The 24417-nt window shown below is 69.0% G+C and carries 14 protein-coding genes; 11 read left to right on the forward strand and 3 right to left on the reverse strand.

The genetic code is table 11. The features are described 5' to 3' along the window. The first annotated feature begins 2 nt into the window (after positions 1-2). The 8 genes from E5A74_RS09050 to E5A74_RS09085 all read left to right on the forward strand — a co-directional run bounded on the left by E5A74_RS09050 (position 3) and on the right by E5A74_RS09085 (position 13868). A complete protein-coding gene (locus E5A74_RS09050; protein ID WP_135983993.1) occupies positions 3-425 on the forward strand; it encodes a GPW/gp25 family protein in 423 nt (140 codons plus the stop codon). After that, entirely contained in the window at positions 422-3844 is a 3423-nt protein-coding gene (locus E5A74_RS09055) for a hypothetical protein (protein ID WP_135983995.1), read from the forward strand. The genes E5A74_RS09050 and E5A74_RS09055 overlap by 4 nt, the downstream gene beginning before the upstream one ends. After that, a complete protein-coding gene (locus E5A74_RS09060) occupies positions 3838-5745 on the forward strand; it encodes a hypothetical protein (protein ID WP_135983997.1) in 1908 nt (635 codons plus the stop codon). The genes E5A74_RS09055 and E5A74_RS09060 overlap by 7 nt, the downstream gene beginning before the upstream one ends. After that, entirely contained in the window at positions 5742-7073 is a 1332-nt protein-coding gene (locus E5A74_RS09065; protein ID WP_135983999.1) for an ATP-binding protein, read from the forward strand. Before E5A74_RS09060 ends, E5A74_RS09065 begins: the two co-directional genes overlap by 4 nt. Continuing rightward, on the forward strand, positions 7073-10663 hold the full coding sequence (locus E5A74_RS09070) for a contractile injection system tape measure protein (RefSeq protein WP_135984001.1): 3591 nt from the start codon (positions 7073-7075) through the stop codon (positions 10661-10663). The genes E5A74_RS09065 and E5A74_RS09070 overlap by 1 nt, the downstream gene beginning before the upstream one ends. Positions 10664-10761: 98 nt before the next feature. Next, the gene (locus tag E5A74_RS09075) at positions 10762-12567 is read left to right on the forward strand and encodes an IlvD/Edd family dehydratase (protein WP_135984003.1); all 1806 of its coding nucleotides are present in this window, start codon (positions 10762-10764) and stop codon (positions 12565-12567) included. A 131-nt stretch (positions 12568-12698) separates the two neighbouring features. After that, positions 12699-13226 (forward strand): DUF3617 domain-containing protein, encoded by a 528-nt coding sequence (locus tag E5A74_RS09080; protein ID WP_135984005.1) that lies wholly within the window; start codon positions 12699-12701, stop codon positions 13224-13226. Between the two features lie 93 nt (positions 13227-13319). Next, positions 13320-13868 carry a DUF3617 domain-containing protein gene (locus E5A74_RS09085; protein ID WP_135984007.1) on the forward strand — a complete coding sequence of 183 codons (549 nt, stop codon included), beginning with the start codon at positions 13320-13322 and terminating at the stop codon, positions 13866-13868. Between the two features lie 48 nt (positions 13869-13916). On the opposite strand, the gene E5A74_RS09090 is transcribed toward E5A74_RS09085, so the two are convergent. From E5A74_RS09090 to araD1, 3 genes are all read right to left on the reverse strand, one after another. Next, complete coding sequence (locus tag E5A74_RS09090) at positions 13917-16256, reverse strand: glycoside hydrolase family 127 protein (protein WP_135984009.1); 2340 nt, start codon at positions 16254-16256, stop codon at positions 13917-13919. A gap of 1 nt (position 16257) precedes the next feature. Next, positions 16258-17802, reverse strand: coding sequence for an alpha-N-arabinofuranosidase (locus E5A74_RS09095; protein WP_135984011.1), 1545 nt, complete (start codon positions 17800-17802; stop codon positions 16258-16260). A 71-nt stretch (positions 17803-17873) separates the two neighbouring features. After that, complete coding sequence (araD1, locus tag E5A74_RS09100; protein WP_135984013.1) at positions 17874-18863, reverse strand: AraD1 family protein; 990 nt, start codon at positions 18861-18863, stop codon at positions 17874-17876. Positions 18864-19138: 275 nt separating this feature from the next. Between araD1 and E5A74_RS09105 the strand changes: the two genes are divergently transcribed. The 3 genes from E5A74_RS09105 to E5A74_RS09115 are packed head-to-tail and all read left to right on the forward strand — an operon-like array spanning position 19139 to position 24335. Then, on the forward strand, positions 19139-21955 hold the full coding sequence (locus E5A74_RS09105; protein ID WP_135984015.1) for a TonB-dependent receptor: 2817 nt from the start codon (positions 19139-19141) through the stop codon (positions 21953-21955). A gap of 19 nt (positions 21956-21974) precedes the next feature. Beyond that, positions 21975-22994, forward strand: coding sequence for an arabinan endo-1,5-alpha-L-arabinosidase (locus tag E5A74_RS09110; RefSeq protein ID WP_420822494.1), 1020 nt, complete (start codon positions 21975-21977; stop codon positions 22992-22994). A gap of 30 nt (positions 22995-23024) precedes the next feature. Further along, positions 23025-24335 (forward strand): sugar MFS transporter, encoded by a 1311-nt coding sequence (locus E5A74_RS09115; RefSeq protein ID WP_135984020.1) that lies wholly within the window; start codon positions 23025-23027, stop codon positions 24333-24335. Positions 24336-24417 lie beyond the last annotated feature (82 nt).

Genomic DNA, 24417 nt, shown 5'->3' on the forward strand with positions numbered 1-24417 from the left:
CGATGGAACCCAGACCTGTTTCCTTCCTCGGCCGCGGCTGGAGCTTTCCCCCGCGGATATCCGGCGCGACTCTCGGCACCGAAATGGAGGAAGGCGATTCCGACATCCGCCAGAGCCTGTTCGTGCTGCTCTCCACGCCGCAGGGCGAGCGGGTAATGGTGCCCACCTATGGCTGCGATCTCCAGCGCTTCGTGTTCGCAGACCTGACCGCGAGCCTGCTCAGCGAGCTGCGCGAGGTCGTGACAACCGCGCTGCTCCGCTGGGAACCGCGCATCGACCTTCTCGACGTCACGGCGGCGCTCGATGCCGACGATCCCGCCCTCGTGCTGATCGGCATCGACTATCGCGTGCGCGCCACCAACACCCGCAACAACCTCGTCTTCCCCTTTTACAAGAATGAGGGAACGTTGGTGGACGGGCCATGACCGCTTCGTCCGGCTCGCTGATCACGCGCTGGGCGACGCAGACGCGGCGGAGCCCTGCGGGTTTTGCCGCCGAAAACGCCCTGCTCGATTCGCGCACGCTGCCCGATCTGCTCGCCGATATTGCGCGGTTGGCGGCGGACATCCCCTTCCATGACGATGCCGGACAACCGCAAGGTACGTGGCGCGAGATCCTTCTCGCCGACCCGAGTCTCGCGCTGGCGCTGCTGGCCAGCGCGGAGGTCGAGCGCCGCGCCGAGAGGCTCGACGCCTCGCTTCGCGCCGCGCGGCAGGGTGGAACGCCCGCCGCATGCGAGGCGCTGCTGACACGGCTCGTCGCGGCGCTCCTCGCCTTTGCCGACGATCTCGACGCGTGGCTCGGATCCCCATCGGCGGACGGCGTGATGCAGGGCCAATCGGTCCGCCGACTTGCCGAAGGCGTGGTCGAACGCGTGCTGAGCGCGGAGCTCGAACAGCTGTTCGACGGGGTTTCCGCAGCGGAGGAGGCCGATCTCGCCGAACGTTTCCGCCGTTCGCCAGACCGCCGGACCGCGCCGTGGCGTCCCGGCTGGCGCAGCGCGATGCGCCGCGCGGAAGCATTTGGGATCGCAGTGGCGGTCGAGCGGGCCTGGAGCATGGCGATGCTCCGCGAATTGGCCGACGCGATCGAGGGCTTCGTCGACGATTTGCGCGAGCGCGCAACCGCCGCGGCCGCCGCGTTCGAAGCCACGCTCGCCGCCGATGCGCACAACCCGCACCCCGCCCTAGTGATCGCCTTCGCCCGGCTTTTCGAACATGCGCGCGCGCTGCTCAACCGCGTGCCGCAGCAGCTAATCGACTTCTACCAGCTCGCTCTACTCCACGCCGCGCCGTTGCCGTCGCGACCCGATCGGATGCTGCTCGCTCTCGCGCCGAAGCCCGGCACGCGGCCACGCGTCGCCAGCGGCACGCTGGTCCCGGCCGGCAAGGATGCCGAGGGGAAACCGATTCTGTTCGCCACCGAAACCGCGCTCGAGGTCACCCGCGCGGTGCTGCGCGAGGCGCGGCTCTGGCTCTCGACTCCACAGGGCTCGCGCGTGACTCGCCTCGCGGCGGGACCCGACGGCGCGCTTGGCGACCCCGCATCCGGCATCGCCGGGCCGCTGGCGGCGGAGAACGCCGCTGCGCACGCGATCTTCTCGACGCCGTTGCTCGATCTCGCCGGCGGGGCGCGACGGATCGAGCTCGAGCTTCGCTTCGCGGGTGCGATCGACCCGGCGGCGGTCGACGCGCTGCAGCTCAGTCTGTCGACCGCGACCGGCTGGCTGCCCGCCCCCGCGATCGCGCGTGCGATCGACGCCGACCTGTTGACGCTCGCGCTCACGCTGCCGCCCGGCTTTCCGGCGCTGGCGCCCTGCCCTCCCGAGACGGCGGATGCCGTTCCCCATCCTGCGCTGCGTCTCGCGCTCGCCAGCGGATGGCCGCTCGGCGCGCCGCTCGCCGATGCCAGGCTCCTGATCGCCGTGAAGGACCTCCCCGATCTCGCGATCCGCACGCCTTCGGGAACCGCGAGCCCGGTGGCGGCCGCGCCATTCGGTACGCCGCCCTGGCCCGGCGGGTGGCTGCGCATCGATCATCCCATACTCGCCGGCGCGCCGCTCGACCGGCTGGTCCTCCGGCTCGCCTGGGCCGGCCTGCCCGCCGACGAAAGCGGGTTCGCCGGCTATTATCGCGGCTATGTCGTCGATGGCGAGGGCCAATTGTTCGATCGCGTGCCGTTCGACAACGCCGCCTTCGCGGTCACGCTCGCCGCGCCGGTCCATGGCTGGGACGAGACCCGCCGCCTGCCGCTGTTCGGCCCGGCCAGCCTCGGCTCGATGCCGCCGGTCGCGGCCGCGGCGGCGCCCAACGTCTTCGCCACCACATTCGATCCCGCGCCGCCGCTCCTCCCCGAACGCGGCCCGCTCGCCCCCGAATCATGGCTCGCCGCGGCGGCGAGCGATGCGGGCGGCGTCGCGCCCGATCATATCTGCGTCACGCTTGCCGCCCCCACCGAGGGCTTTGGCCACGCGCTCCACGCCGCCAATGTGCAATATGCCACCGAGGCGATCCCTCGCGGCGACGCCCCCCCGCCGGCACGTCCGGGCTGGCTGCGTCGGCTGGTGCGCGCCGTGCTCGGCTTTCCCGGCAAGCTGCTCCGCAAGCTCGAGGGCGTCGACATGGCCGAGCCCGCGTCCCCCGACCCCGTTCCCGTGCTGCTTCCCAACCCGCCCTTCCAGCCGCTGCTCTCGGGCATCAGCCTCGACTATGCGCAAACCGTCGAGGCGGATGGTCTCCGCTTCGATCAGGCCGCTCCGTTCGAGGCACCGGTGCCGGTGCCGATCGCGGGAAGCCCGCTCTTCCCGGCGGGGGTCGATAGTCCGGCGGTCGATCTCTGTTTCGACGGCGTGCTGCCCGGCGACAAGCTCGCGCTGCTCGTGCGGCTCGCGCCCGACGGCGCCGCCGGATCGGCACCTGCTTATCGCTATCGTGCGCGCAACGGCTGGCGGCCGCTCCCCTCGGATGCCCTTCCGGTCGACGAGAGCGCGGGCCTCACCGCCACCGGCATCATCCGTCTCGCCATCCCTGCCGACGCGGCGACGCCGCTCGCGCTGAGGCTGACCTTTCCCGACGGCGCGGGCCCGCTCCCTGCCATCGTCGCGGTCACGCCCGACGCTGTCGCTGCGACGCGGTGCAACGCGCCTGGTGACGGCGCGATGCTGCCGGTGCCCGCCGGCACGGTGACCAAGCTGTCCGGCCTCGCGCGCGCCGTGCAGCCGATCGACACCGCGGGTGGCCGCAGCCGCGAACCCGACACGCAGCGCCGCGCGCGCATGGCCGAACGCACGCGTCATCGCGGGCGGGCGCTGACCGCGTGGGACATGGAACGGCTGCTTCTCGCCGACTTCCCCGAGCTGGGGGCGGTGCGCATCTTCGCCGCCGGCGATCCGGCACTGGCTTCGTTCGACGATGCAGTGACCGTCGTCGCGGTTTGCGGCGACGGCGACAGGCTCCCGCCGCAACGCCGCGGCGCGATCGCCACGCACCTCGCGATGCTGGCGAGCCCGTTCGCGCGGATCAGGGTGGTCGAGCCGATCCGCGTCAGCGTCGACGTCACGGCGCGGCTCGTGCTCGCGCAACCCGACTCCGGGCCGGTCCGCGCGGCGTTGGTCGCCTGGCTCTCGCCGCTCGCCGAGACCGCGCTCGCGCTCGCGCTCGCCGACGATGCCGGCGTCGACTCGCTGCGCGCCGGCTTGGTCGCGCGATTGCGCGATCATCCGGAGGTCATGGCGGTCGAGAGCCTCGTGGTGACGCTCGACGGGCCGGATGACGGCTGGCGCATCCCTGTCGCCGGTACGATCGAAGTCGCCGGCGTCACCGCCTGCGCGGTGGCGGGATGGTAGCGACCGGCGCTCCGGCGGCGTTGCCGCGCAACCCCGTGCTCCCCGGCGCGCAGGACTTCGACGCGCTCAAGGCCGAGGGTGTCGCGCTGCTCCAGCAGCTGTGCGGGCATTGGACCGACTATAACGCGCACGATCCCGGCGTGACGCTGCTCGAGCTGCTGAGCTACGCCTTGACCGATCTCGGCTATCGTGCGGCGCTCCCGATCGAGGACCTGCTCGCCACGGTGAAGCCGGATGGCCCGACCGGCCTTTATCCGGCGTGGCGCGCCCTGCCTTCGCCGCCGGTGACGATCGTCGATTTCCGCCGGTTGCTGCTCGACCGGGTGGAGGGTCTCGCGAATGTCTGGCTCACGCCGCGCCGCGCCGCCGATGCGGTGCCCGGACTGTACGATATTCGGCTTCATCCCGTCCTGCCTTTGCCCGGCGTGCATCCCGAAGGGCGTCATCGCTATCGCGACCTCGTGCAGCGGACGCGGCGCGCGTTCCTGCGTCACCGGCCGCTGTGCGAGGATATCGGCTCGATCCGGGTGCTGCGTCCGCTGCGCACGATCGTCAGCGCCGGGCTGGAGATCGATACCACGGCGCGCGCCGAGGGCGTGTTGGCCGAAGCGCTGTTCCGCCTCGCGCTCACGCTCGCGCCGGAGCCGCATCGCACCGGGCTGGACGCGGACGACCCGGCAAGCGCGTTCGACGGCCCGTTGCTCCGCGACGGCGCGATCGCATCCGACGCGCTGGCCGACAAGCCGGCGGTCGTCGATCCCGAAGCGCTCGCCGATATCTTGCGCGCCATCCCGGGCGTGCTGCGGGTGACCGACCTGCGCCTCTGGATCGAGGAGACCGGGCTGTGCAAGGGCGTCTGTCGCGTCGGCGCGGACGATTATTGCAGCCTCGACGCCGGGATCGAAAGCGACGCGCTGCCGCTCGCGCTCTCCGTCGGCGGGCGTGCCTGCCCGGTCGATCGCGGCGAGGTGCTTCGCCGGCTGCTGCGCCGTTGGGAGACGCACCGCGCCCGCAGCCCGATCAAGGCCGCCAGCCGTGCGGCGTTCCCCCTGCCCCGCGGCCGCGTGCGAACGCTTACTGCATTGGCGCCGCTGGGTCCGCAATTGCCCCGCGTCTATGGACTCGCGGAGCCCGGGAGGCCGGACGGACCCGCCGCCGCGCAGCTAGCCGGTTTTCTCGGCATCTTCGAAGGCGTCATGGCGGATTTCTGCGCGCGGCTGGGAAGCATCGATACGCTTGTCGCCGGCGCGATCCCGCCGGCGCTGTCACCGGTGGAGCGCGAAAAGCTGCTCGACCTGTTGCTGGCGCTCTACGGAGTCGCCGCCGATTGCATCCCGCTGCCGCCGCGCCTTCGCCTGCGCCCGGCCGCGGCGGCGCGGTATCGTGTCGCGATCAAGCAATCGCTGCTCGATCATCGCGCGACCTTTGCCAGACGCAACGGCCGCGGCTTCGATCCGGCGGCGAGAAGCCGGACCCGGCGGATCTCGGGCGCCGAGCTGCGCGGCAACCTGCTGCTCGGCGAGGCGCCCGGCCGCCACGCGCGCGTCTGCCTGATCGAGCACATGATGCTTCGTCCCCGGGGGCGCGAACGCCGGGCCTGCGAGGCGAGCCGCTACCGCTATGCGATGGCGGTCAGCGCCGCCGTCGCGCTGCACGAAGACGAGCGGGCCGATGCGCAGTATCGCGCCGAGGTGCAGGCGATGCTCCGCGCGGAGCTGCCCGCGCATATCGGACTGCACCTGCATTTCGTCGACCCGGGGCGCTGGCGCCGGCTGCACGACCTGCGGCATCTGTGGCGCGCGTCCCTCGCGCTCGACGAGCGGCACGCCGCCGACCAGCTCGCCGTCGAACTCCGCAATCTGCTCGAACGCTGGTCCCGACGCGAGCGAGGTGGCGCATGACGGGCGACGGCACCGCGATCGAAGCCGAGATCGGCTGGTTTCGCCGCGCGCTCGATCGCCGCCTCGATCTCCATGCCAACGAGGCCGACGGAGACTTATTGGCGCTTGCGCCCGCACCGCCGCTCGTTGCCGGATCGGCCTATGCCGAGGGCATCGCGGATGCCGCGCTCTCGCCACCCGAACGGCTGATGCTGCTCCTCGCGCTGCTGCCGCATCTGCGGCCGCAGGCGCTCGATCTGTTGCTCCTCCACAACGAGGCCACCGGACGTCGCTTTACCGAGTTCGGCGGGGTGGACGGGGGACATCACGGCTTTCGCCCGACCCGCGAGACAGCGCTCTTCCTCCTCGCCGGCGAGAACATGGACAGGCGGCTGGCTGCGGCGCGGCTGCTCGCGCCCGACGCTTCCCTCTACAAGCGCCGAATCCTCGACACCGCCGAGGACCAGGGAGAAATCGCGCCGTGGGCGCCGCTGACCGTCAGCCGGCGCTGGCTCGCGCGGCTCACTGGCAGCCCGCCCGCGTGCCTGCAGGCGACGCCGCATTTTCCGGCGCAGCTGCTCCAGACGCCCTATGTGCTCGACGATCTCGTCGTCGGGCGCAGCGTTCGCGAGGAGCTCGACGCGTTGCTGGCGTGGGTACGCAACGAACGGCTGCTGATGGACGATTGGGGCCTGCGCAAGCACGTCAAGCCCGGCTACCGCGCGCTGTTTCATGGCCCGCCGGGCACCGGCAAGACGATGACCGCCGCGGTGATCGGCAAAGCGCTGGACCTGCCCGTCTATCGGGTCGACCTGTCGCGGGTGGTCAGCAAATGGGTTGGCGAGACCGAGAAGAATCTCGGCAGCCTGTTCGACCAGACGGCGGAGGGCGACATCCTGCTCTTCTTCGACGAGGCGGACGCGCTGTTTGGCCGGCGCGGCGACACGCAGAGCGCGAACGACCGCCACGCCAACCAGCAGATCGCCTATCTGCTTCAGCGGATCGAGGACTGTCCCGGTGTCGTGATCCTCGCGAGCAACCTCAAGGGCAATATCGATGCCGCTTTCGCCCGGCGCTTTCAGGCGATGATCTATTTCCCGATGCCTGATGCGACCGCGCGGCTGAAGCTGTGGCGCATGGCGTTCGCCGCCCCGCGCGCACGGCTGGCCGGGGGCGTGTCGCTCGAGGCGCTCGCACGGCGCCACGAACTGAGCGGCGGCGAGATGATCAACGTGCTGCGCCGCCTGAGCGTGCACGCGCTGATCGACGCGGACGACTATGTTCCCGAGGACCGCTTGTCCGAGGCCATCGCGCGCGAGCTGGCCAACAGCGGGCGCGTGATCGGCTGATGCGGCTGGCTCACCTGATCGAGGAGCAGCGCCTGCAGATCGATGTCGCCCCGCACCTCGCCGGGCCGGTGCTGCTCGACAGGATCGGCGAGATCAACCGCCGCCGGCTGGTTCCGGCGATCGCGCAGGTGCTCGACGAGTTCGCGCTGCCCGGCCAACTCGTCTCGATCGGAACCCTCCATCTGGCGCTCGGCCGCTTCGAGCCGGACGCGCTCGATCGCGTCGAGGCCGTGCTCCGCGCGCGGCTTCGCGAGGCGCTCGCCGCGGCGCTGCGTGCGGGCAGCGGCGTCGCGAGCGCCGAGCGGCATGCCCTCGTGGCGGCGTTCGAGCATTATCTGCTGCACGGGGCGTGGCCGAGCAATCGGGCGATCCCGCCGGCGACGTCGCCCGCGGAGATGCTCGAGACGTTGCTCGAGGGGGACCCGCTCGCGCTGGTGGCGATGCTGCGGCGGCGCGGGCCCGGCGGGGCGGTGCTGCGCCGGCTGGTGCGCCAGATGCCGGATCGGTTGCTCGCCCGGCTGCTGCATCGGCTCGAGCCCGTGCACGCGGCCTATGTCCTGAACTATCTGGCGGAGGTTTGCGAAAGTCACGCGGCGGAGCGGCTGATCGCGGCCAGTCCGGCCGAGCTCACCGAGATGCTGTGGACGATCGTTCTGCGGGACGCGCTGCAGGAAGCCGGGCTGCAGGCGAACCGCAAGGCGTTCTTGCGCCGGCTGCTCGGCCAGCTCGCGCGCAGCGCGGGGGCGCGACTCTCCGCGCTGGTCGCGCAATTGCGGCGCGGTCTGCCGCGCACCCTCGCGCGCCGAAAGGCGCCGGGTTCGCTCGTCGCGATCCTCGAGGAGCTGATCGCCGAGGCGCCCGAGCTGACCGACGACGGTGCTGCGCTCGGCGCGCTGGCGTCGCTGCTCGGAAGGGCGCCGCGTCTTTCCGAGCGCGAGCGCGCGACGGCGCGGCGATTGGCCGCGACCGTCGGGCCGCGGCGGCTGCGCGCGCTGTTGGATCGGCTCGGCGCCGGCGATCCGCTGACTGTGGCGATGGCGATCGAGAGCGTGTTGCCGGCCGCCCCATTTGTCGCGCCGCCGCACTTCTCCGCCGGGTCGGCGGATGGACCGGGAGCAGCGGATGCGCCGGCGGGGACGTGGATCGTTGCGCTTCGCCGCGCACCCCATGATCGCCCCCGCTCGCTTCGCGCACCGCGGCGCCACGCGAAACCGGAGGAGCGCGAAGATCCGGTGGACCGGCTCGCCGCGGCCCTTGCCGCCTTGGCGGCCCCGGCCCGTCCGGGAGAGATGGCCGGCCTCGACGCGATCCTCGCCGACGCCATGCACACCGACCCATATGCTGCGCGTCGATTGATGCGGCGCTTTGCCACGGCGGAGCCGGATCGGCTTGCCAGGCTGCTCGGCGGCGGGGCGGCTTTCCGCGAGGCGGCGGCGTGGTTGCTGCCCGCGCATCTCGCCGCCGGCCTCGCGGCGCTCGATCGCATCGCGGGCTGCACCGCCGCCGAGCGCCGCGCGCTGCTGGCGGTCGCCGCAAGCGCACGCGACGCCGAATTGCCGGAGGCCCTGCTGGCCCGGGCGCTGGCCGCGCTGGCACGGTCTCGCGCCGTGACGCCGGCAGCGTTCGTCGCGCGGTTGAAGCATGCCGCGACCGCCCCGAGCCCGGAGGAAACCGCGCTGCTGGCATCGCTCGGCATGCCGCACCCGCAGGCGACGCGACGGCTCGCGACGCGGCATCGCGCGCTCGACCAATTCGCCCTGGTCTGCGGCGAAATGCGCGGACTTGCCTTGCACGAGCGCGTGGCGACGCTGGTCGGGCTGCTTCCGGCCCTGTCCGGGGCGGATCGCGCGAGCTTGCAGATGCGGCTGCCTGCCGGAACGGCGGCGTCGATCGCGGCGCGGGGCTTGCTCATGGCGCTGCCGCCGTTCGCCTTGCGGCGCCTCGCGCTGCTCTTCGCGATTCCGAAGCAGGATTTGCGCGATGCGGCACCCAACCGCCTCGCCGCGCGCATCGCCGGCCGCGTTCTCGGCGACATGTCGCCGGGCCGGCGGGCGCCCGATCCACGCGTGTCGAAGACCCCGCAAGTCTTCGGGACCGATTTCCGCCGGGCGGCGACGATCGATCCGGCGGAGGTATTGATCGGAGGCGGCGTGCGGGAACGGCTGCGGATTGCCGCGATGATGCGGTTGCGCCCCTTCGGCGCACTGCGCCTCCTGACGGATCCGGACGAGACCTCCGCGGCGCCGATACCGTTGCTGCACGATCCGCACCGGGCGCCATTGCTGTTCGCGGCGATGGCGCGCGAGGAGCGGGCGCATTTGATGCGACTGCTCGACCTGCTGACCGGGCGCAGGGGCCGGCTGGCGATCGCCCCGGCCAAGGTCGCCCGCGCGCTCGCGCGTGCTGCGGCGGCGCGGGACTGGCGCGCCGCCGCGGGGCGCGGCCTGGCCGATGAATGGCGCGCGCAGCTGGCGGGGCTCGCCAGCCTTTCGGAACAGGCTGCGTTGCGACGCCTGCTCGGGGATCTCGCGCCCGACACGGGAGTGGAAGCGCGGGATGCCGCAACGACGCCGTCCCGCCGCTCCAGTCCCGGCATCCTCGACAGGGCGCGCGCGCTGCTGGGGCTGCAGCCCCGCGCCTCGACCGGCGCCATTTTGCGCGCGCTCGCCGACTCGCGGCTGCGCACCCGGCTCGCGCGCGCCTCGAGCGAGGAGGAGCTCGTCCGGTTGCTCGCCGCATTGACGCCCGCAGCGGCCGGCGGCCTGCTCCATGCCGCCGAGCGGCTGGCGGCAGCACGGCGCGCGGGCGGCGCGCCGATCGATCGCGCCGCGCAATGGCACTGCATCCTCGGCGCAGCGGCGAGCGCGCGTCCGATCCCGCATCTCGCCAGCGCCTTCCTCGATGGCGCCGACGACGCGCCGCCGCCCCCCGCTCCCGCCCGCCAGCGCAGCGAGGCCTTGCTGGTGGCCGCGCTCGAAGGCATGCGGGATGCGCCGCTCAGGATGGCGCTCGATCTGCGCGCCCGCGAGCGCAGGGCGCGCGTGACCGAGGCAGCAGAGACCGATAGCGGGATGCCGGTGACGATGCACATCCACAATGCCGGGCTGGTCCTCGCGGCCATATTCCTCCCCCGCCTGTTCCAGTCGCTCGACTATGCCGAGGAGACCGATACCGGCTGGCGGTGGACCGACACCGACTGCCCGGGCCGCGCCGTCCATCTGCTGCAATGGTTGGCCGACGAACGCTCCGACGCGCCCGAGCCGCAGCTCGCGCTCAACAAGATCCTGTGCGGGCTGGATCCCGCCGACCCGGTGGCGGCAAGCGTGGCGCTGACCGGACACGAACGCGACAGGGCACAATCGCTGCTGGCGCGAATTCTCTCGGGCTGGCCGCCACTCGCCGGGAGCAGCATCGCGGCGTTGCGCGAAACCTTCTTCCAGCGCGAGGGCAGGCTGACCCGGAGCGAGCACCGCTGGAGCCTCGAGGTCGAGACGCGGGTGCTCGACATCCTGCTCGACCAGCTGCCGTGGAGTTTCTCGACGATCCTCCATCCCTGGATGCGCAATCCGCTGGCGGTACGCTGGCGTTAGCGATAACAAAACCCGCGTTTCCGCTTGCCGCGCGACCGGATTCTTGCCAATAGTCTGACTAATCAGCTCAAAGCTGCCCGAGGGCTCTACCGCATCCGATGACGTACGATTCCAGCATTCCGCCGCGCAAGCTTCGTTCCCGCGCGTGGTTCGACGATCCGTCGAACGCCGACATGACCGCGCTCTATCTCGAGCGCTACATGAACTTCGGCATCAGTCTCGACGAGCTCCAATCGGGCAAGCCGATCATCGGCATCGCGCAGACCGGCAGCGACCTCTCTCCCTGCAACCGCCACCATCTCGTGCTCGCCGAGCGCGTGCGCGAGGGCATTCGCGAGGCCGGCGGCATCGCGATCGAATTCCCCGTCCATCCGATCCAGGAGACCGGCAAGCGCCCGACCGCGGGGCTCGACCGCAACCTCGCCTATCTCGGGCTTGTCGAGACGCTCTACGGCTATCCGATCGACGGCGTGGTGCTGACGACCGGCTGCGACAAGACGACCCCGGCCTGCCTGATGGCAGCGGCGACGGTGAACATCCCCGCGATCGCGCTGTCGGTGGGGCCGATGCTCAATGGCTGGCACAAGGGCGAGCGCACCGGATCGGGGACGATCGTGTGGAAGGCGCGCGAGCTGCTCGCCGCCGGCGAGATCGACTATCAGGGCTTCATCAAGCTGGTCGCCACCTCGGCGCCGTCGACCGGCTATTGCAACACGATGGGCACGGCGACGACGATGAACTCGCTGGCCGAGGCGCTCGGCATGTCGCTGCCCGGCTCGGCGGCGATTCCGGCACCGTATCGCGACCGCCAGGAATCGGCGTATCGGACCGGGCTGCAGATCGTCGAGATGGTCGCAGCCGACCGCAAGCCCAGCGACGTGCTGACCCGCGAGGCGTTCCTCAATGCGATCCGGGTCAATTCGGCAATCGGCGGCTCGACCAACGCGCCGATCCATCTCAATGCGATCGCGCGGCACATCGGCGTCGAATTGGATCTCGACGATTGGCAGGCGCACGGCCGTGACGTGCCGCTGCTCGTCAACCTCCAGCCCGCCGGCGAATATCTCGGCGAAGATTATTATCGCGCCGGCGGCGTGCCCGCTGTGGTCGCCGAGCTCATGCGCCAGGGGCTGATCCTCGAGGGCGCACTGACCGTCAACGGGCGCTCGATCGGTGACAATTGCCGCGACGCGACGATCGAGGACGAGAAGGTCATCCGCCGCTACGAGGCACCGCTCAGGGAAGCGGCCGGCTTCTCGGTGCTGCGCGGCAACCTGTTCGACAGCGCGATCATGAAGCTCAGCGTGATCTCGGACGAATTCCGCGACCGCTATCTCTCCAATCCCGACGATCCCGATGCGTTCGAAGGCCCGGTCGTGGTGTTCGACGGACCCGAGGATTATCACCACCGCATCGACGATCCCGCGCTCGGCATCGACGAGCGCACGCTGCTGATCATGCGCGGCGCGGGGCCGATCGGCTATCCGGGTGCTGCCGAGGTGGTCAACATGCGCCCGCCCGCGCAGCTGATCCAGAAGGGCATCCATGCGCTGCCCTGCATCGGCGACGGCCGCCAGTCGGGCACCAGCGGCAGCCCCTCGATCCTCAACGCCTCGCCCGAGGCGGCTGCGGGCGGCGGGCTCGCGCTGCTCCAGACCGGCGACCGGGTGCGCATCGATCTGCGCAAGGGCAGCGCCAACATGCTCGTCTCCGACGCGGAACTGGGCGAGCGCCGCAAGACGCTGGAGGCGCAGGGCGGCTTCGCCTTCCCGGCAAGCCAGACGCCGTGGCAGGAGATGCAACGCGCGGTGGTCGGCCAGGCCGAGACCGGCGCGGTGCTCGAGCCGGCGGTGAAGTACCAGAAGCTGGCGCAGACCTTCGGGGTGCCGCGGCACAACCATTGACCGGACACTGCCCCCTGCCCTCGAGCGCCGCTCCGGCCGTGCGCGGGTGCGACGGCAGGGAGAGCCGATGCGCGATTGCCGCCCTTCCTTCCCGTTCCTATGCTGGCAGGCGTTGAACGGGGAGGAAATCGATGAAGTGGCTGGCGCTGCTCGCCTTGCTTCAGGCCGCCGGCCTGTCGAGTCCCGCTATCATGACCACGCCCGGCACCAACGAGCGCCCTGCGCGCAGCGGCCCGGCGGTGCTGAGGCCCGGACGCTGGGAAGGCCGCGCCACGATCACCGACCTCGGAATGCCGGGCGCGCCTGCCCAAGCGGCGGCGCAGGTAAGGGCGGCGCTGGCGAGGGGCGATGTGTTCGCCAAATGCCTCACCCCCGCCCAAGCCAGCAGCCCCCCCGCGGATCTTTTCAGCGGCGGCAAGGATTGCCGCTACGAGCATTTCGGGATGGCGAACGGCCATGTCGATGCCAGGGCGCAATGCCGCGTTGGCGACCTCGTCGTCCACGAAACGACAGCCGGCCAATATACGCGCGACAGCCTTCAACTGACGATCATCAGCAAGTCCCCGGGCACGCCCAACCGCCCGATGTCGGCATATAATATGACTATCAAACTCGATGCGCGCCGCACCGGCAAATGCAAGGGCGACGAGCCGCGCTGAGTTCGTCGCGGCGCAGTCCTTGTCCGGTGCACCTGCGCTTGCCCCGTTTGTGCCGCGTCCATATGCTGCCGGCGTTCAACGGGGAGGATTTCGATGAAGAAGCTGCTGCTGCTCGCGCCGCTGGCGCTGTCCGCCTGTAATTCGGGCCCGAGCGTCGAGGCGACCAATGCCAGCGCCAAGGAAGTCGCGGAGAAGGTCGCCGCGAGCGGCGGCGCGATCTCGCTGTCGCCCGGCCGCTGGGAAGGCACCGCGACGGTCACCAACCTGGAAATGCCGGGCGTGCCGCCCGAGGTCGCCGCGAAGATGAAGGAAGGGCTGGCCAAGGCGCACAAGTTCGCCAGCTGCCTCACGCCCGAACAGGCCAGGAAGCCGGCCGCGGACTTCTTCTCGGGCGACAACCAGAATTGCCGCTACGATCATTTCACCATGGCGAACGGCCGCATCGACGCGAAGATGCAGTGCAAGAATGGCGGCGTTACCACCGACGCGACGATGTCCGGTCAATTCGCCAGCGACAATTTCGCGATGACGATGACCAGCAAGAGCGCGGGCGTGGCCGGCCAGCCGATGTCGGCGGGCACGATGACGCTCAAGATGGAATCGCACCGCACCGGCGAGTGCAAGGGCGACGAGAAGAGCTGACGGCCCGCAGGATAGTGGCGCGCGGCGAAAATCGCCCGCGCGCCACCTTCAGGCGTCGGCAGGCGCGAGCGTCCGCACTTCATAGACGAACGCGTCGGTGCCTTTGGTCTCGAAGCGGATGATAACCTTGTCCTTGCCGCGCGTAAGCGCCTCGGGGATCGGATATTCCACGGCGACGAAGCGCTTCGCTGGCGCTGCGGCGCGACGTTCGTTGGCAATCCTTGCACCCTCGACCGAGATGTCGAAATTCTTGGCCACTTCCTCGCCCCAATACAGCGCGCTGAGCAGCATCGGCCCCGGACGCACCGCGAGCGTGAACTCCATGTAGTTGCCGACGCCCCAGGGCAATTGCCGCGCGCTGCGACCGCCCCAGGAGAAAAGGTCGCTATGGTTGGCGCGATAATCGTGATCGCGCTCCGGTTGCATCTCGCCGAGCTGGACCACGTCGACGGTGCGCTTCTCGAGCGCGGCGCGGACGGCGGCCTCGGCGCGAAAGGCCGTTTCCTCGGTTTTCCACTGCGCTTCGGTGAAGCGGGGGAAATAGACCGCGGTGCGCCGATCATGCTGGGCGAAGAAAGGAACCAGCGTCAGCGCCTGCGGCCGCGCATCGGCGAGGTGGAAGCGGTGCCCGGCGGCATCGACCGGGGTCAATGCCGCGACGGGATCCTCGGTGACCAGCGCCGGCTCCGGTCCGTCGAACGGCTTGTCGGCCGGGCCGAGATCGGCGGCTAGCACCAGCGGGCCGCTCAGCCAGGCAAGCATTCGCGGATCGTCCGGCGTGGCTTCGGTGCGCACGCGCATCGGCAAGGTGAGGTCGATCCGGTCGCCTGCCCGCCAGTGGCGGTCGAGCCTGGCGTAGCCGGTCGCGCGCTCGAGCGGCTGGGGCTGGCCGTTGAGCGTCAGCACCGGCGCGTCGCACCAGCCGGGAACGCGCAGCGCGATCGCCGTCGCGCGCCGTGGCGCCCGGGTCACCCGCAAGCTGACCTGCTCGCTGAACGGATAGCCCGTGTCGAGCGCCACCTCGAGCCCGCGCTCCTTCCACGCGGCGGTCGAGCGAATGAACAGATTGACGAACAGCGTCGCATCGTCATGCCAGTAGATGCTCTCGCCATGCTTGGCGTGCGTCTCCATCCCCGATCCGACGCAGCACCAGAAGCTGTCCTCGGCGGTCGAATAAGTGCGCTTCGCGCCGGCGCTGAGCGGCATGAAGTAGACGAACATCCCCGTGCCCGGATGTTGGTGCGCGAGCAGATGGTTGAGGTGGATGCGCTCGTAATAGTCGAACAGCGCGGCGTCCGGCGCCCAGCCATAGAGGTGCCGGGTCAGCTTGAGCATGTTGTAGCTGTTGCAGGCCTCGCAGGTGCGCTCGGTGATCCGCGTCGCAATCTGATCGGGCGGGCCGAAATGCTCGCGCTCGCTATTGCCGCCGATCACATAGCTGTGATGCTGCGCGACGGTCTGGTGGAAGAAGCGCGCGGCATCGGCGTGGCGCTGCTCGCCGGTCAGCTCGTAGAGCCGGGCGAGGCCGATCAGCTTGGGGATCTGGGTGTTGGCGTGGAGGCCGGGCAAGTCGTCCTTGCCCGCGGCGAGCGGCGCGAGGACCTTCCGATGATAGATGCGCTCGGCAATGCGCCGCCAGCGCGGGTTGCCGGTGAGCGCCCAGGTCTCGGCATAGCTGTCGTTCAATCCGCCATGCTCGGCGGCGAGCAGCTTCTGCATTTGCGCGTCGTCGAGCCCTTCGAGGATCGTGCCGAGATAGCCCGCAACGCCGAGCATCACCGGCATCGCTTCAGCCACGTCGCCGAGGCGCACCGCATCGATTAGCCCCGCATGGACCTTGTGCCAGGTGTAGAGCGGCACCCAGCCGCCATTGATGTCGAACCCGCCGGTGCGGATGTCGCCCTTGCGGATCTCCTCGAAGACGATCTTGCCGTCGATCACCTTGCCGTCGCGCTCGACGGTGGTGCCTCCGACATAGCCATCGCCGTGCGCGGCCTGGACGTGCGCCATCTCGGCGACGGTGTGGCGCAGACGCTCGCGCACCGCGGTATCGCCGGTCTGCGCGGCCATCAGCGAGAGCGCGGAGAGATAATGGCCGAGCGAATGGCCGGCGATCCCGCGTGCCTCCCAGCCGCCATAGGTCTCGCCTTTGGTCGGCAGCGCCGCGCTCTTGTAGAAATTATGCAGCAGCCGCTCGGGCGAGAGCGACAGAAGGTAGCGACGATTGGTCTCGACCGCGTCACGATAGACCGAGGGCCCGAGCCGCACCGCCGAGAGCGGCAGCGGCCGGGCCCTGATCGGCTTCTCGTCGACGACGATCCGGGCGAAGGCCGGGCCGGCGAGCGCCAGAACGCTCGCCGAACCGAGGAACAACCGCCGCGTCAGCACCTCACTCGACCGAGACGACGACGATCGACTTGGCCGGCAGGTCGAAGGTCAGCTTGCCGCCCGAGCTGCGCGCCGAATAGGGCGCGGGCTGGATCGTGTTGGGCTTGTCGAAGGTGTTGTGCGTGTCGATCGACGGGCCGGTGAGGATCCGGCCGCGCGCGGTGCCCGACAAATTGGTCGTCACCCGCGCCGGCTTGTTCGGATCGGTGTTGGTGAGCGACAGATAGAGCCGGCCGTCGGTGCCGCGCGCGGCGGAAACGTCGACCATCGGCACCTTGAACCCGGCGCGCTCGTAGCTCGGCCCCTTGACGTCCGCCTCGTAGGGCGTCGCGCCCTGGAAGGGCACGTACATGTCGAAGACGTGATAGGTCGGCGTCAGCACCATCCGGCCCTTGTCGGTCAGGATCATCGCCTGGAGCACGTTCACCATCTGGGCGATGTTGGCCATGCGCACGCGATCGGTGTGGCGGTGGAAGATGTTGAGCGTCAGCGCCGCGACCTCGGCGTCGCGCAGGCTGTTCTGCTGATAGAGGAAGCCCGGAGTCGAGCCGGCTTCCTGATCGTACCAGGTGCCCCATTCGTCGACATAGAGGCCGACCCGCTTCTGCGGATCATGCTTGTCCATCATCGCGGCATGCTTGGTGATCAGCTCGTCCATGAAGGTGGCGCGGCCGAGCGTCGAGGCCCATTCGTCCTCGTTGAAGCCGGTGGCGGCGCCCTTCTTGTCCCACTTGCCGGTGGGCAGCGTGTAGTAATGGACGCTGAGCGCGTTCATGCGGTCGCCTGCCTGCCGCATCATCACGTCGGTGAAGTTATAGTCGCTGGCATTGGCGCCGCTGGCGACCTTGACGATCCTCGGCTTGCCCGCCGGCGCGTTGACGAATTCCTGATAGCGGCGATGCAGGTCCGCCGAATATTCGGGACGCATGCTGCCGCCGCAGCCCCAGGTCTCGTTGCCGACGCCGAAATATTTGACCGTCCACGGCTCGGCGCGGCCGTTCTTCTTGCGCTCCTCGGCGAGGCTGCCCTTTTCGGCAGTCATGTACTCGACCCACTGGCTCATGTCGCGCGGGCTCATCGAGCCCATATTGCCGGCGACATAGGCGTCGGCGCCGAGCATCTCGGAATAATTCATGAACTCATGCGTGCCGACGGCATTGTCCTCGGTCACGCCGCCCCAGTGGCGATTGATCCGCACCGGGCGCTTGCTGCGCGGGCCGATACCGTCGCGCCAATCATATTCGTCGGCGAAGCAGCCGCCCGGCCAACGCACCACCGGCACCTTGATGTGCTTGAGCGCGGCGAGCACGTCGTTGCGATAGCCGTTGGTGTTGGGGATCGGCGACTCGGGGCCGACCCAGACGCCCTCATAGATGCCCCGCCCGAGATGCTCGGCGAACTGACCGTAGATCGCCGGTTCGATCTTCGGCCCCGCCTTCGCGGTATCGACCGTCACGGTGACGGCGACGGGCGCCTGCGCGAGCGCCGGCGCCGCGAACGCGATCGTGGCCGCGACCGACACCAGGCCCTGTTTCCAGTGCTTCATGCAACTCTCCCCTCTTCGTCGGCGCGGCGGCCGTTTGTGATTTGTCTTATTAATCCGAGTCGGAACGCGATTTAAAGCGGAATCACGCGCGCGTTGCCGCCATCGACGGTTTGCAGCGGATTGCGCAGCGGCAGCGTGAACGGCGCCGCGAGGACTTCGAAGACATCGCCTTCCTCGGTCTTCACCCCGTCGGAGAAGGACAAGGTCGCGGTGCCGAAGAAATGGACGTGGAGATCGCCCGGACGACGGAAAAGTCCATATTTGAAATGGTGATGCTCGAGATTGCTGATGGCGTGCGACATGTTCGCCTCGCCCGACAGGAAGGGCTTTTCCCAGATCGTCTCGCCGTTCCGGACGATCTTGCTGGTGCCGCGCACGTCGGCGGGCAGCTCGCCGACGAGCAACTCGGCGCCGAGCGACGCGTGGCGCAGCTTCGAATGGGCGAGCCACAGATAGTTGCCGCGTTCGGTGATATGGTCCGAGAATTCATTGCCGAGCGCAAAGCCGAGCCGGCGCGGGCGGCCCTGATCATCGATGATGTAGATGCCCGCGATCTCGGGCTCCTCGCTGCCGTCGAGCGCGAAATCAGGCGAAGGCAGCGGCTCGCCGGGGCCGACCAGCGAGGAGCCGTCGCCCTTGTAGAACCATTCGGGCTGGACGCCGGGCGTGCCGTCGGTCGGCTTGCCGCCCTCGAGCCCCATGTTGAACATGCGCATCGAATCGGTGAGCGTGCCGCCCGCTGCCGCCTTGTGCATCTTGTCGCGCCCCTCGGCCGAGCCGAGATGGGTGAGCCCGGTGCCGGTGACGTAGCAATGCGCGGCATCGGGATGGTCGATCGGGCCGAGCAGCCGGCCTTCGACCTCGGCCGTGGCGAGGTCGATCGCCTCCCCTGCCCGGGCGCGCGCCGCGCCTTCGAGCGATTCGCCTGCGCGGATCGCGGCGAGCGCGAGCTCGTAGGTGGTGGTCACGCCGTTCAGCCGCACCGCAGCGCCGTCGTCGAGGAACGCCGCGACGCCTCGTCCGCCGGTGGAATCACGAAACTGCACGAGCCTGAACGCCATGATCTAGGGATCCTCTTCCGATTCGGTATTAGTCAGACTTATATGGGCCTTGCGGCCGGATCAATCCATCCGAAGCCCGAGCTAGCCCCCTCGCGCACCACGTCAAGTGCGATGAAAAAGCCACGATTTCTGCGCGACTTGCCCGAATGCCGAGGCATCCCGCCACAAAGCGCTTGCACGAATTTACGCGGTTCGTATTTTTGTCTGACTAATCACGCGTGTTTCGTCAGAACGGGCCTACCCGTCGGGGAGCACGACTGGAGAGGGGAAAAAATATGGCTCTGAAGCGCAGGATTCTCTGTTCGGCGTCGCTCGTCGCCCTTGTCTCGTTCGCGGCTCCGGCCGCCGCGCAGACCGACCCGGCTCCCTCGCAGACCGCTGACACGACCGATCAGCAGAATGACGAGATCGTCGTCACCGGCGTTCGCGCCAGCCTCATCGAAGGCCTGCAGAACAAGCGCGAGGCCACCCAGGTCATCGAATCGGTGGTCGCCGAGGACGTCGGCAAGCTTCCCGACAACAACGTCGTCGAGGCGCTGCAGCGCGTCACCGGCGTGCAGGTCACCAACCGCACCGGCGGCGAGGCATCGGCGATCTCGATCCGCGGCCTGCCGGACATCACCACGACGTGGAACGGCCGCAACATCTTCACTGCCTCGGGCCGCCAGTTCGCGCTGGCCGACATCCCGGCCAACCTCGTCAAGCGGATCGACGTCTACAAGACCCGCGCGGCCGAGCAGATCGAGACCGGCATCGCCGGCCAGGTCGATGTGTTCACGCGCCGCCCGCTCGATTTCGACGGCTTCGCCTTCTCCGCCGTGGCGCGCGGCATCTACAACGAACAGGCCGACACGTTTAACCCGAACATCAGCGCGCTGATCAGCAACCGCTGGGAAACCGGCGCAGGCGATATCGGCGTGCTGGTCAATGTCAGCTACGCCAAGACCAAATATCGCGACCAGAGCGTGACCGCGGGCGCGATGGTGCCGTTCGCGACGGCGACCAATCCGCCTGCGGGCTGGACTCCGCTCGAGCGCATCCAGCCGACCGACGGGCGCGCGCCCGGGCAGCAGCTCTGGACTCCCGGCCTCCAGCCGGGCCTGCCCAGCGCCCCCGGCTCGACGCTGACGATCAACGGCGCGCAGGTACCCTATTATCTCTCGCGCGACGCCGTGTTCATGAGCGATCTCTATGGCGAGCGCGAGCGGCCGGCGGTCAACGCGGCGCTGCAATGGGCGCCCAACGACAGCTCGAAATACACGTTCGAGTTCTTCTGGGACGGCTATCGCAACACGACGTTCAACAACCTGTTCTTCACCTTCGTCGACTGGTGGGGGAATCTCGGGCCCAATCCCGCGGGCAGCTTCACCCTCTATCCCGACACCAACATCATGAAGACGCGCACGGTGGGCGCGCCGTTCGAGTTCAACAGCGGCGACGCGACCAAGCAGAGCACCGACAGCTTCGTTTACGCGCTGAACGGCGAATGGAACATCGGCGAGCGCTTCAAGCTGGCCGCTGACGCCTCATACCAGAAGAGCGAGTTCAACACCGCGTTCCTCGCGATGCGCACCACGCGCGTGGCCAATTCGGTGACCGTGGACTTCAACCAGGGCGGCGGGCTCACTGCCTTCCAGTTCGACAACAACCTCTTGCTGCGCGATCCCAACCAATGGACGGTCGGCGAGTTCTACGACAACGCCAATCGCAACAAGGGCAATGCGTGGACCGCCTCGATCGACGGCGATTACGATGTCGGATCGTTCCTCAAGACGATCAGCTTCGGCGCGCGCTGGGACAAGCGCAACGCCAGCGAGGCGTCACGCGGGCAGGACGCGCCGGCGCTCGGCCGGCCGCTGACCTCGCTCGATCCGGGCTTCCAGTTCTACAACAAGCCCTTCTTCGACGGTCGCTCGAACGTGCCCCGCACCTGGGTGGTGGCCAACGGCTATTATTTGTTCGACCATGCCGACGATGTCCGCGCGCTGTATCGCAGCACCGTCGATCCGGGCATCGAGACCAGCGACACGCTCTCGCTCAACGAGAATTTCAACATCGACGAGACGACCTGGGCCGCCTATCTCCAGGGCGATTTCGAGCTCGGGCCGCTGCGGCTGCAGGCCGGCGTGCGCTACGTCAACGTCAAAACCGAAATGAACTTCCTCGATGCGATCAGCGGCAACGCCACCGCTGCCTCGGCGAGCACCGACGAATTCCTGCCCAGCGTGACCTTACGCTACGACATCACCAACAATCTCCGGCTGCGCTTCAACTATGGCAAGACGCTGCGCCGCCCCAACTTCGTCGACCTCAATCCGAACCTGACGCTCACCGGCGATCTGACCAATGTCGGCTATGGCTCGGGCAGCGGCGGCAATCCCGATCTGCGGCCGACGCGGGCGACCAATTACGATCTGGGCGCCGAATGGTATTTCGAGAACGACAGCGCGATCTACGCCACGCTGTTCCGCCGCGAGATCGACGGGCTGGTGGTGCCGTTCCGCAGCATCGAGCAAGTCACCGGCACCGGGCTCAACACCACGACCTTCATCATCAACCGCCCGACCAACGCATCGGAAGGCGTGCTGAAGGGCGCGGAGATCGGGCTGGTCTACTTCCCCACCCTCCCCGGCCTGCTCAACGGGCTCGGCGTACAGGGCAGTGTGACCTTCCTCGATTCGAAGCAGAACATCCCGATCCAGGATGCCGCGGGCAACACCACCGGCGAAGTCGAGACCTCGTTCTTCGGAGTGTCGGACCTCTCGTACAACGTCACGCTCGCCTATGATAACGGCCCGGTCGGCGCCCGCCTCTCCTATGTCTGGCGCAAGGAGTTCCTCAACAACAACGAAGCCTCGCTGTTCGCCAACCCGATCGGCATCTGGCGGCGGCCCGAGAAGAGTCTCGACCTTCAGCTCACCGCCAAGGTCAACGATCGGCTCGCCGTGACGCTCGACGCAGTCAACCTGACCGAAGAGCTGAGCCAGTCCTATTACGCCTTTGGCGATGCGGGCGGGCCCGACACCGACAATTTCGGCTCGTCGATCCTCGGGCGCACCTTCGCGCTCGGGCTGCGTTATTCGTTCGACTGACAAGCGCGGGGGAAGCGCCATTCGCATCTCCCGCCTCGGCCTCCTGATCCCGGCGCTTCTCGCCGGGACGGCGGGGGAGCAGGCACCGGCGCAGACGACTTCGTCTGCGCCGGTCTCACTCAATACGCGCCTCGCCGGCGACATCGCGCCCGTCCATGATCCGGCGATCATCCGGCGGGGCGACACCTTCTATCTGTTCACCACCACCAGCCAGGACCGCGACGGCAAGGGGCTGATCCATATCCGCACCTCGAAAGATCTGGTGACGTGGACGCACGCGCCGGCCGTGTTCGCGGCGTTGCCGGCCTGGACGAAGGATGCGGTGCCCGGCGCGCGCGGGATCTGGGCGCCCGACGTGAGCTTCTCGCACGGCGAATACCGCGTCTATTACTCGGTCTCGACCTTCGGGAAGAACCGCTCGGCGATCGGGCTGGTGACGACGCCCTCGCTCGAGAACCCCGTCTGGACCGACAAGGGATTGGTGATCGCGTCCGGCTCCAGCGACGCCTTCAACGCGATCGATCCCAATGCCTTCGAGGACGGTGAGGGCCGGCAATGGCTGGCGTTCGGCAGCTTCTGGTCGGGACTCAAGCTGATCCGGCTCGATCCGAAGACCGGGCTGCGCTCGGCCGAGGACGGCAAGGTCCATGCGATCGCCGGCCGTTCCAGCCCCGGCGCGATCGAGGCGCCGTTCGTGATCCGCCGCGGCGGCTTCTACTATCTGTTCGCCTCGTTCGACTTTTGCTGCCGCGGCGCGGCGAGCACCTATTACACCGTGGTGGGGCGCTCGAAGGACCCCAAAGGGCCCTATCTCGATCGCAAGGGCAAGAAGATGACCGACGGCGGCGGCTTCCTCGTCCTCCACGCCGATCTCGATCCCGCGAAGCGCTTTGTCGGACCGGGACACATCGCGATCCTGCGCGAGCCGAAGCAGGATTACATCGTCTACCACGCTTATGATACGCAAGCGCGCGGCGTGCCGACGCTCCGCATCCAGCCGCTCGGCTGGACGGACGATGGCTGGCCGGTCGCACTCTAGAACACGCCTTCGCAGGAGAAGAACAAGCCCATGCCAGCCGTTTCCGCCCCACCCCAGCCCGGCGCCCCGTCGGTCGCCGGCGTACCGTACCGCGCCGCGCTATCGATGCTGGCCACCTTGTTCTTCATGTGGGGCTTCATCAGCGTCATCAACGGCACGCTGCTGCCCCACCTGCGCAGCGTGTTCGAGCTCAGCTATTTCGAGACCGGGCTGATCGAATCGGTCTGGTTCATCGGCTATCTGCTCGCGTCGATTCCCGCGGCGAAGCTGATCGAGCGGATCGGCTATCAGCGCGCGCTGACCGTCGGCCTGTCGGTCATGACGCTCGGGTCGCTCGGCATGATCCTCGCGGCGTATCTCATCTCCTACTTCGTGACGGTGGCGTCGCTGTTCGTCGTCTCGTGCGGCATCGCGCTGCTGCAGGTCGCGGCCAACCCCTATGTCGCGGTGATCGGCCCGCCCGAGAGCGCCGAGCGGCGCCTCACTCTGGTGCAGGCGTTCAACACCACCGGCGACGTGCTGGCGATCCTGTTCGGCAAGTATCTGATCCTCGCGCGCACCACCGCCGGCACCACGGCGCACGGCACCCAGCTCACCGCCGAGCAGCGGATCGCCGACGCGCAGGCGACCCAGCTTCCCTATTTCATCGTCGCGATCGTGCTGGCCGCGCTCGCCGTGATGATCGCCCGCGCCAAGCTTCCTGCGCTGGGATCGGCGACCTCGCGCGTTTCGGCAGAGGCGCGCCGCGGCCTCTCGCTGTTCAACCACCGCAACCTGATCCTCGGCTGCGTCGGCATTGCGCTGTGCGTGCTCGCCGAGATCGGCGTGGGCAGCTATTTCATCAACTTCGCCTCGCAGCCCGACGTCGCCAATCTGACGCAGGAGCATGCGGCGACCTACCTCACGCTCTTCTGGGGCGGGATGATGGTCGGCCGGTTCGCCGGCGCGGCGCTGATGCAGCGGATCGCACCGGAGCGCGTGCTGGCGATCTTCGCGCTGATCGCGATCGCAGGCTCGCTGACCGCGGTGTTCGCGACCGGACCGGCCGCGATGTACGGCCTGATCGTCGTCGGGCTCGGCCTCTCGATCATGTTCCCCGCCATCTTCGCGCTGGCGATCCGTGGGCTCGGACCGCTGACCGAGGAAGGCTCGGGCCTGCTGATCATGTCGATCGCGGGCGGCGCGCTCGCCGCGTTCCAGGGCAAGATCGGCGACGCGTTCGGGCTGCACTGGGGCTTCCTGGTGACGGCGGCGTGCGCGGCCTATGTCCTGTTCTACGCGGTCTGGGGCTGCAAGGTGACCAACGCGGTCGCCGACGCGCCGGTGACCGCGGCCGGGTAAGGCTGACTCCCCTCCTGCAAGGAGGGGCCGGAGGTGGGCGCGCGCGGAAGCGCCCATCGAACCGTCTGGAATACAGAAAGGC

The sequence above is a fragment of the Sphingomonas naasensis genome (genome assembly GCF_004792695.1).
GTDB lineage: Bacteria > Pseudomonadota > Alphaproteobacteria > Sphingomonadales > Sphingomonadaceae > Sphingomonas > Sphingomonas naasensis.